Source organism: Segatella cerevisiae, assembly GCF_024054555.1.
GTDB classification, from domain to species: domain Bacteria; phylum Bacteroidota; class Bacteroidia; order Bacteroidales; family Bacteroidaceae; genus Prevotella; species Prevotella cerevisiae.
The window spans coordinates 1-10525 of record NZ_JAMXLY010000065.1; the positions used below are offsets into that span (position 1 = coordinate 1).

The window sequence follows — 10525 nt, forward strand, 5'->3', positions numbered from 1 at the left end:
ACTTTGTATATTTTGAATATGCGTGCAAAGGTACCCAATTCAAATGTCGGACATACTTTTCTGAATCTAAATTATTGTGCATGAGAACAATACAAAAAAAAATAAATAATTTTAAGAGACACTAGTGGTGCTACAGTTAAGTTAGAGGGCTCATCTCAAGGGACTGTAACAGATTTGGACGGGAAATTTTCTATTACTGCAGTAAATAATTCTATTCTAAATATTTCTTATATTGGTTATAATTCTCAGAATATAAAGGTTAATGGGCAGGCCAATCTCTCTATTGTGATGAAAGAAAATTCGAAAAATCTGGATGAAGTAGTAGTTGTTGGCTATGGCTCTCAGAAAAAAGTGAATCTTACGGGATCTGTTTCTTCAGTAACTTTCGATAAGGAAACTCTTTCCCGTCCGATTACGTCCGCAGCAGCAGCCCTTGAAGGTGCAAGTGCCGGACTGGAGGTCCTGCAGAGTTCCGGAAAACCAAACAGTGAAAATTTCGGCATGAATGTCCGTGGTATCGGAACGATCAATTCATCAGGCCCTCTTGTCCTTGTTGATGGAATGGAAATGAGTTTATCTGACGTTGATGTCAATAATATTGCGAGTATCTCGATCTTGAAGGATGCTGCATCCTGTGCCATTTATGGTAATCGTGGTGCTAATGGAGTGATTCTGGTAACCACTAAAATGGGGAGCAAGGATCAAACTCGTATTACTTACAATATGAAACTTTCATGGAACTCCCCGACAAGACTTGTGAAATTTATCAGTAATTATGCAGATTATATGGGCTTTGTTAATGAAGCTGCTACCAATGTTGGCATTTCGAGTATCTACTCTAATGAAACAATTGCAAAATGGCGTGCAGCAGAGAAGGACCCTGATGGTATTGCTGAATCTGGTTATCCTAATTATGTTGCCTACCCGAATACGAATTGGTATGACTGGATTTATAAAACGAAGATGATGCAGGAACATTCTGTATCAGTTTTAGGCAATGCAGGCCATACCGATTTCAATATTACCGGTACCTATTTGGATAATCCGGGAATGATCGTTAACTCCGGAGTAAAGAAGTATAATCTAAATGTTAATATCAATACAGATATTACGGATTGGCTTCAGGTAGGTGCTCATGTGTGGGGCTTTCATGATGACCAGGATCGTAATGATGTAGATAATTTGACTTCTTGGGGATTTCTTAAAACTGTTCCTGGAATCTATCCGTATTATGATGGAAAGTATGGAGGTATAGAGGCTCCTGAAGAAGATCCAGCTGCTGGAAATGCTTTATTGAATTTAAATGGAACGGGGGATGCTTACTATAAGCATAATCATTTTTATACCACGTCGCATGCACAGATTAAGTTCCTGCATGATTTTACGTTTAAGACCATTTTTGGATATGATTATTTTCAAGAGCAACATAAATATTCCTGGATAGGGCAGAATACTTACAGCTTCAGCCGTAAACAATACGTCGGTAGTGCCGGAGATCTGAACACAGATGACGTGTATATGTACAATCATGGCTACAATAACTGGAAATGGACAAATACTTTAAATTGGACACATTCTTTCGGAAAACATGACGTTAGTGCCTTAGCCGGATTCGAAGAGGGGAAATATCATAATAATTATACTGATGTGAAGAAAGAGGGAATCATCGACCCTTCCTTGACAGATCTTTCTCTGGTGACTAACATGAAATATATCAAGGGTGGTCAGGATGAAAATACGTTTCGTTCTTATTTCAGTCGTGTCAATTATGCATACGATTCCAAATATCTTTTTGAAGGCGACTTTCGATATGATGGTTCTTCAAGATTTTCCAAGGATCACCGGTGGGGATTCTTCCCGTCAGCTTCTGCAGCCTGGAGAATTTCAGAAGAGAATTTTGTGCAGAATTCTTTTTTACACATATTCGATAATCTGAAAATCCGTGCATCGGTGGGTAAATTAGGCAATAGTGCAGTGGATGAGTATGCATATCAAAGTGTGTATAACTATGCTTATACAGTCATGAACGGGAACAAAGTGGGGCGTCTTTACGATGCTACTTTGCCTAATGAGGATATTTCCTGGGAGAAGACAACTACTTATGATCTGGGCCTGGATTTTGGGGTGCTGGGTAATCGGCTGACGGGTACTGTGGACTATTATGACAAGCTAACCAGTGGCATACTTTACCGTCCGTCGATTTTCCTGACGTTGGGAGAGAAAAATGCGCCTTTGCAAAATCTTGCATCTATCGATAATAAAGGCTTGGAGATGACGGTTGGATGGAATGATCATATTCGGGATTTCTATTATGGAGTAAGTGGTAATATTTCGTTCAACAGGAATCGTGTAACCAAATATAAGGGTGATCTGGTACGCGGATGGAAAACAGACGCAAATGGTAACTCTTATTATTATTCGAATATAGGTGATGTCTCAACAGGGGGAAACAATCGACTTCTCAAAGGTCACCAGCTCAATGAATTCTATCTTTATCAGACCTATTCCGGAAGTGGCAAGTATTTCAAGTCTGATGGATCCGTGGATCCTAAGGGCGGGCCCCAAACCGGTATGATTCGCACAGAAAATGATATGAAGTGGCTGAAAGCTATGATTGCAGCAGGATATACCTTCTTGCCGAACAGAAATGTGGCAAAGAATGGGATATGGTATGGTGATTATATCTTTGCCGACAAGAATGGTGATGGCGTTTATGGAGATAGCAATGATCAGGATTTTACCGGCTGTTCACCAGATCCAAAGGTGAATTTTGGTATCCAAATGCATGCAGAGTGGAAAGGATTTGACATCTCTATGGCGTGGGCAGGAGCAACTGGCTTTAAAACATTCTGGCGGGAGATAGGGCAAAATTCAAGTTGTGTTGTCTTTGGTCTGGAGCTGCCTAAGACACAGGCCTACGACCATTACTTTTATGATCCCGATAATCCTACGGATCCACGTACGAACTTAACCTCTAAATATCCTCGTTTGACAATGAATAATCCCAGCCAGAGTGATGCGTTTGCAAGTAATATCAATCTTTATAATTGCAACTATATGAAATTGAGAAATCTGACATTTGGCTATACCTTACCCAAATATATTTCCAGGAGATTTTATGTGGAGAATCTTCGTGTCTATGTTTCTGGTGAGAATCTGCTGACGATCACTCCATTCCCGGGACTTGATCCGGAGATGCGGGCAGGTGAAGGCTATTCTATTCCACGTACGATGTCATTCGGTCTAAGTATAACGTTTTAAGGGAGGAAGATTAATATGAAAAATATTATAAAAGAAGGAGCGCTGTGCATTCTTGCTATTGCTGGATTTACTATTCCGACAGGGTGTAGCTCTGATTTTTTGGATACTGTACCGACGGGTGAGGTGAGTTCTGCAAGTGTCTGGAAAAGTGAGAATCTGGCTACGAAAGCGCTTAATGGTGTATATGAACGTCTGTATTATGAAGATCGTGCTGATCCAGGGCATACTTTATGGGATGCTTATACTGAAGTCATGGATGAAGATGTGAACTGGGTGAGTGGTAATGCCCCGATTTTATTAGGCAGTGCCACTGCAAGCAGTGGGGGATTCTCACAATGGTGGCAATGCTTCTACGAAGGTATTAGCCGTGCTAATGACGTGATTGCAAACGTTGATAAGGTTCCGGATATGCCAGATGCGGAAAAAAGCCGTTATCAATCGGAATGCAAGTTTATTAGGGCTTATGAATATTATCGTTTAAATGTTTTATATCGTGGTGTTCCAATATATACAGAACCGGTAGCTCCGGATAAATGCACGAAAGGCCGCAGTACAGAAAATGAGGTCTGGCAGCAGGTGATTTCTGATTGTTCAGATGTTATCAGTGATCCGAATGTTCCTGATAAGCATTCTGTAGGTGATCCTAATTGGGGACATATCACTAAAGGGGCAGCTTATATGTTACGCGCAAAAACCTATATGTGGCTCAAGGATTATGCTAAAGCTGAGGCGGATTTCAAAACGATTACGACTTTAGGTTACAGTTTGTTCCCTAATTATAAGACTCTTTTCAAAGAGGCCAATGAGAAGAATGATGAATTTATATTCGTTTATCAATATTCTGAAGATACGGATTGTGGTCAGTTCTTTAGTTGGACATACGGAAACCGTAATAGTCGTGGTTACTCATGGAATAATTATATTCCCAACCCTGCTTTCGTAGATTCGTATGAATGTGCAAATGGTAAAGCATTCAATATTGATGATATTCTGCCGGGCTATTCTTCCATGACTCCTAAGCAACGTATCGTGTTCTATCTTCGTGATGGTTTAACTGATGCAGAAAAGACAATAGAACAAAATGTGGGAGTTGATATGTCAAAGTATTTAAATTCTGGTAATGAAGCACGTATTAAAATGGTTTATGAGAATCGTGATCCAAGAATGACAGAAAATTTTATCACTCCATATTCTACTTATTTAGGAGGGTGTACAGGTACAGATATATCTTATACTTTGCGTTGGCCGTACAGAGGGTATGATGATGCTGCTCCTTATGATTTACGTACTGATACTAATGATCGCTTTTATTATCTTTGGCGTAAATGGGTAGCAGAAGGGACGAGTGAAATAGTTAATCAGGATACAGGTCCAACGGATATTCCAATATTCCGATACGCAGAAGCCTTACTGGGGCTGGCGGAAGCCCTGAATGAAGAAGGCAAAACAGATGAAGCCATTAAATATGTGAATATGGTGAGGGCTCGTGCCGGTGTAGCTCCTCTTAACAGTAATGAATATACGAAAGTGACTGGTCAAGATGATCTCCGTCAACGTATCCGTAATGAGTATGCTTGGGAACTGGCAGGAGAAAATCACATGTATTTTGAGGAATTACGCTGGGATACCTGGCATCAACAGAAATTCGTGAATGGAAACGGTATGACTGAAATATGGGGCTCTAAAAAGTATACGAATACTTATATGGGCGATTATAGTAAGATATGGCCGATTCCGCAGGCTGAAATTGAACGGAACTCTAATTTAAAGCAAAATCCAGGTTGGTATTAATGATTGAAAATGGGCCGGGCGGGAATTTATCTTATAGGATATTCCTGGTCGGCCTTAACTAAAAACAAATATTATGGTTAATTATTCAAGATTTTTTATGTATTGTCTTCTTGTCTTTTTGATTTGCTCCTGCTCTTCGACCAAAAGTTCTGCAGGCGGGGATAATGGTGTTACAAAGGATACAATACAGAATTATTATAATCCGATTATTGATTATGACACGCCTGATCCGACAGTCATGGAAATTGATGGTAAATTCTATCTCTTTGCTACGGAAAACAACCATGTGACCCCGGTATGGATCTCAACGGATCTGGTCCACTGGACTAAAAAAGACGGGAGTGCCTTCGCATCCCGACCTTCATTCGTTCCAGACGGAGGTGTATGGGCACCTGACGCACACTATATTGATGGGCAATATGTCCTGTATTATGCCATGTCTACCTGGGGTGGAGAGTGGAAATGCGGTATTGGTGTTGGTGTTTCCAAATATCCTGACGGACCATATAATGATTTAGGTAAGATGTTCACTAGTGAGGAAATTGGTGTCCAAAACAGTATAGATGAATTTTTTATTCAGGATAATGGCCACAACTATCTTTTCTGGGGGAGCTTTCATGGTATTTATGGAATAGAACTTACCCCAGACGGCCTTCATATTAAAGAAGGAGCACAGAAAGTGAAAATAGCCGGGGACTTTATGGAAGCTACGTATATTCATAAACGGAATGGTTATTATTATCTTTTCGGTTCTAATGGAACTTGTTGCGAGGGGGATAATAGCACTTATCAGATCGTGTATGGGCGCTCGAAAAGTCTTTTCGGACCGTATGTGACCAGAGAAGGCGGAAGACTCCTTGATGGTAATTTTGATGTTCTCTTGCATGGCAATGGCAAATTTGTTGGCCCTGGACATAATGCAGAGTTTATGATTGATGATGCGGGACAAGATTGGATTATTTATCATTCCTATTTAAGAGGCAAATCTGATATGGGAAGAGTTGCAATGCTTGATCCAATCAATTGGACCGATGACTGGCCTGTTATAGTAAATAACTCACCTTCCACTTTTCATAAAATTCCTTTCTTTAAAAAGTAGTGTATAAAAGGATTTTATGCTTTTAATAGTTCATGAGTGCAAGAGAAATACATTTGATAATGTTTTGTCAAAATAAAGATCATGAAAAAAATATGGGTATGTAGTTTGTTGCTTTTAGTCAGTATGTTTTCTCTGGCTCAGACGGCAACGATCAAGATTGATGTTGACCGCCCGATAGGGCAGATTGATCCATTGATTTATAGTAATTTTACAGAACATTTAGGTCATTGTGTCTATCAGGGTATCTATGATCCTTCTTCTCCATGTTCCGATCAAGATGGGTTTCGGACTGATGTCTTAGAAGGTGTAAAGAAACTCAATGTACCATTGGTGCGTTGGCCGGGAGGTAATTTCGCTTCGGGCTACCATTGGGAAGACGGTATTGGACCAAAGTCTGAGCGACCGGTATGTATTGATTTAGCATGGGGAGCCCGGGAAGATAATTCCTTTGGGACGGATGAGTTTATGAAATGGTGCAGGAAAGCTGACGTCCAGCCTTATCTTTGTGTCAATTTGGGGACGGGGACTCCGGAAGAAGCGGCTCACTGGGTAGAATACTGTAATTGTCCGACAGGGACGAAATATGCTGATCTGCGTTCGAAGTATGGGCACCCTTCACCTTATCATGTTACCTATTGGGGATTAGGAAATGAGGTGGATGGACCATGGCAGATTGGTCATAAAAACGCAGCAGATTACAGTAAGATCGCCTTGGAAACGGCCAAACTGATGAAATGGACGGATAAGAATATCCGGCTGATTGCGGCAGGTAGTAGTAATTATGGGGCTGACTGGATCAACTGGAACAGGACGGTTATCAATACTTTGGCGGATCATGCGGATTTTATCTCTCTTCATAATTATGAGGGAAACACGAATGACGATTATTATGCCTTTATGGCTTCTACGGAGTTTTGTGACAAGGTGATCCGGATCACGGAAGATCTTATAGAACAGGCTAAGATAGAGGGAAAATTGCACCATCCGATGTATATCGCTTTTGATGAATACAATGCCTCATATAATTCTAAAGGTGATAATGCAGCCAAGAATACATTTAATATGGAAGATGCCCTGGTTGTGGCCCAGTTTCTGAATACCTTTGTCCGTCATGCGGATGTCGTGAAGATGGCTAACATGGCTCAACTGGTTAATCTGTTAGGGCCTATGATGACCACGAAGGATGGAATCTGGTATCAGACGATATTTTTCCCATTAGAGTTGTTTGCCAATCATTGTTTTGGAATTTCACTTTCTCCCACTGTCCTGTCACCGACATTCAGAGCCAATGGTCTGGAGCATCCTGATCTTGATGTTTCTGCATCTTATGATCTTTCTAAAAAGGTAATGGTGATCAATGTGGTCAACCGCTGTAAGGATAAGGCTATAACAACGTGCATCATTGACCAGAGTAATATCTGGGGGAGATCAGCCGCAGCCAGTACAGTGAATGGGGACTCTCCGAAATCCATGAATTCACTGGATCGGCAAGAGGTAAAGGTCGTAGAACAATCCTTGAAAATTAAAGGTCATGAGCTTATCTATCATTTTGAGCCACATTCCTTTACTCAAGTAAGAATTTCAACAAAATGATCTTTGATAGTTAATATAATACAATAAAAATGAAAAATAGCTTACTTTTAATTATCCTTTCTTCACTTCCTTTATTTTCTTGTAGTAGTAGCGGCAGTGGACATAGTGATATTATTTTGCCATCTAATCCAGATACAAGTATAGTTAGTGGTTCACCAATATATCTTGCTGATCCGACTATCTTCCATGATGTTGATAGTAGTACTTATTATCTATATGGTACAAGTTCTGATGAAGGTTTTATTACTTATAAATCGAAGGATTTGAAAGTATGGAAAGGGCCATGTGGACAAATAGATGGGGGGTATGTACTTACTAAAAATACTTCTTTTGGTGTATCTTGTTTTTGGGCTCCGCAGGTCTTTAAATTCCGAAGTAAATATTATATAGTATACTGCGCAGCTAGAGATTTAAGTACTGCTTCTCAGCAAATAGCTATTGCTGAGAGTGATTCTCCCGAAGGACCTTTCTCTCAGGTAAATAAAACGTGTATTCCTGCAAATTGCCAAGAAATTGATCCCTTCGTTTTTTTTGATGATAACGGAAAAACATACTTGTATTATGTGAAAGAAATTGATCGTAATGCAATTTATGTTTCGCAAATGAATGATTCTATGGATTCCTTGGATGAAAAAACTACTACTTTATGCATTAAATCTGCTTCTAGTGGTTGGGAAAATGTAAAAGGTAATAGTTGGTCTGTTGCAGAAGGACCGACAGTAATCAAAAAGGATGGAGTATATTTTCTTTTTTATTCTGCTAATGATTATACTTATCCTGAATATGCCGTTGGCTATGCAAAATCCAAGTCACCTTTTGGACCTTGGACTAAATGCTCAAAACCTATTCTGGATCATACCATACTCCATGTGAATGGTACTGGTCATGGTGATGTGTTTACTGATACGGATGGAAACTTGTGGTATGTCTTTCATACGCATCATAGTTCTCAGCAGGTTAATCCTCGTCGTACGGCAATTATCCGCCTACAGTATTTAAATGGTGAATTTTCGGTGCTTCCTGAGACCTTCCGCTATTTATATGGCAAATGAAAAATATTATGGGAAAAGGTCATATTGGTTGAGACAGAATGCAGAATCAAAGTAAACTACAGCCGTAACCAATGATGAAAATCGGTATAAGTTATTTGAATGAAAATACTAAATTTTAAACGTTATAATAAAATAATATACAAGATGAAAAAGAGTAAAATTCTATTGTTTCTTGTGACTTTTCTCTTAGTGAGCGCCACAACGATGAATGTTTGTGCAAACCCCGGTCAACGATGGACAGTGGATAAGGTTAACAAATGGTATTCTGCCCAACCTTGGCTGGCTGGTTGCTGCTATATCCCGTCTGACGCGATCAATCAGATTGAAATGTGGAGTGCCGACACTTATGATGCGGCTCAGATAGACAAAGAACTGATATGGGCACAAAATATCGGTTTTAATACGCTCCGGGTCTTTCTCAGCAGCGTTGTCTGGCAACATGACCCTACGGGATTGAAGAATCGGATGAATAATTTTTTGGATATTTGCAAGAAGCATAAGATCCGGCCTTTCTTCGTCTTCTTTGACGATTGCTGGAATCCCGTGTCTTATTATGGCCGTCAGCCTTCTCCAAAACCTGGCATTCACAACTCGGGATGGGTTCAGGATCCGATGAAAAGCCTGCGTGCCGATACCACTCAACTGTATCCTCTGATGAAGGCCTATGTCCAGGATATTCTGAAAACCTTTAAGAATGATGACCGTGTGCTGATGTGGGATCTGTACAATGAACCCGGGAATTCTAAGTTTGGAGATACTTCTCTACCGCGTTTGAAGAAAGTTTTCGAATATGCCCGTGAGGTTAATCCTTCCCAACCACTGACTGCTGGCATCTGGATGCAAAGTCCCCAGATCAATCAGTTCCTGGCTACTCATTCCGATGTGATCTCTTTCCATTGCTATGCCAAACCCGCTGAACTCCAGCATGCGATCGATACTTTACGCCAGTATAACCGACCATTGGTCTGTACCGAGTATATGGCTCGGCCCAATGGAAGTACATTCCAGGATAATATGCCTGTATTGAAGCGGAATCATGTCGGGGCAATCAACTGGGGATTTGTATCCGGCAAGACAAATACGATTTTTGCTTGGGATAAGCCTCTGCCGAATGTGAAGGAACCGAAAGTATGGTTTCATGATATCTTCAGACCGGACGGATCTCCTTTTGACCCTAAGGAAATTGAAGTGATAAAGAGTTTGACGGCTCATCAGTGATGCCTTCCTGAACGGTCGGAGTATGTGAGACAAGTCTTTTTAGCAGAACCTGTGAGGTGCCAACTAGCGCGTCTCTTAAGGTTGAAATAATTACTTACAATTAATGATTAATGGTATGAAAAAATTATTCGTAGGTTTGATAGTGTTGATCGTGGTATTCGGTCAATACTCTTGTATGCAAAGGAGTGATGTGAAATTGTTCAGTAAGGACAAATTCGACACAACTTTGGTGGGGAAAAAGGTCGGACTCTTTACCCTGCATCCCAAGAAATCGGATGTGTATGTCCAGATCACTAATTTCGGGGCGCGGATTGTTTCCTTGTGGACCCCTGACAAGGCTGGGAAATATGCAGACATCGTGCTTGGATATGACAATATTAATAGTTAGGGTCCGCTGAATAAGTTGATTTAACATTTATTTCATTGATTATCAGTAAGATACATGATGTAACATTTGGTCAATTCACGGAAAATTTGTAACTTTGAGTGTTAAAAGCAAGCAAAAATGAAG

Annotated in this window: 7 protein-coding genes; all 7 read left to right on the plus strand. The window is 40.3% G+C overall.

Annotated elements, in window-relative coordinates; translation table 11 throughout:
• Window positions 1-108 precede the first annotated feature (108 nt).
• On the plus strand, window positions 109-3261 hold the full coding sequence (locus NG821_RS11740) for a SusC/RagA family TonB-linked outer membrane protein (protein WP_317233094.1): 3153 nt from the start codon (window positions 109-111) through the stop codon (window positions 3259-3261).
• Window positions 3262-3276: 15 nt separating this feature from the next.
• Window positions 3277-5052 (plus strand): RagB/SusD family nutrient uptake outer membrane protein, encoded by a 1776-nt coding sequence (locus NG821_RS11745; protein ID WP_252761848.1) that lies wholly within the window; start codon window positions 3277-3279, stop codon window positions 5050-5052.
• Between the two features lie 97 nt (window positions 5053-5149).
• Window positions 5150-6151 carry a family 43 glycosylhydrolase gene (locus NG821_RS11750; protein ID WP_252761849.1) on the plus strand — a complete coding sequence of 334 codons (1002 nt, stop codon included), beginning with the start codon at window positions 5150-5152 and terminating at the stop codon, window positions 6149-6151.
• Window positions 6152-6232: 81 nt separating this feature from the next.
• Entirely contained in the window at window positions 6233-7744 is a 1512-nt protein-coding gene (locus NG821_RS11755; RefSeq protein WP_252761850.1) for an alpha-N-arabinofuranosidase, read from the plus strand.
• 29 nt (window positions 7745-7773) lie between these two features.
• Window positions 7774-8796, plus strand: a complete 1023-nt coding sequence (locus tag NG821_RS11760; RefSeq protein ID WP_252761851.1) for a glycoside hydrolase family 43 protein — start codon at window positions 7774-7776, stop codon at window positions 8794-8796.
• 144 nt (window positions 8797-8940) lie between these two features.
• Entirely contained in the window at window positions 8941-10014 is a 1074-nt protein-coding gene (locus NG821_RS11765) for a cellulase family glycosylhydrolase (protein WP_252761852.1), read from the plus strand.
• Window positions 10015-10129: 115 nt separating this feature from the next.
• Window positions 10130-10402 carry a hypothetical protein gene (locus NG821_RS11770; RefSeq protein ID WP_252761853.1) on the plus strand — a complete coding sequence of 91 codons (273 nt, stop codon included), beginning with the start codon at window positions 10130-10132 and terminating at the stop codon, window positions 10400-10402.
• Window positions 10403-10525 lie beyond the last annotated feature (123 nt).

Coding starts and splice junctions, on each gene's coding strand:
- NG821_RS11745 (WP_252761848.1), top strand. CDS start 3,277: ATGAAAAATATTATAAAAGAAGGAGCGCTGTGCATTCTTGCTATTGCT.
- NG821_RS11750 (WP_252761849.1), top strand. CDS start 5,150: ATGTATTGTCTTCTTGTCTTTTTGATTTGCTCCTGCTCTTCGACCAAA.
- NG821_RS11755 (WP_252761850.1), top strand. CDS start 6,233: ATGAAAAAAATATGGGTATGTAGTTTGTTGCTTTTAGTCAGTATGTTT.
- NG821_RS11760 (WP_252761851.1), top strand. CDS start 7,774: ATGAAAAATAGCTTACTTTTAATTATCCTTTCTTCACTTCCTTTATTT.
- NG821_RS11765 (WP_252761852.1), top strand. CDS start 8,941: ATGAAAAAGAGTAAAATTCTATTGTTTCTTGTGACTTTTCTCTTAGTG.
- NG821_RS11770 (WP_252761853.1), top strand. CDS start 10,130: ATGAAAAAATTATTCGTAGGTTTGATAGTGTTGATCGTGGTATTCGGT.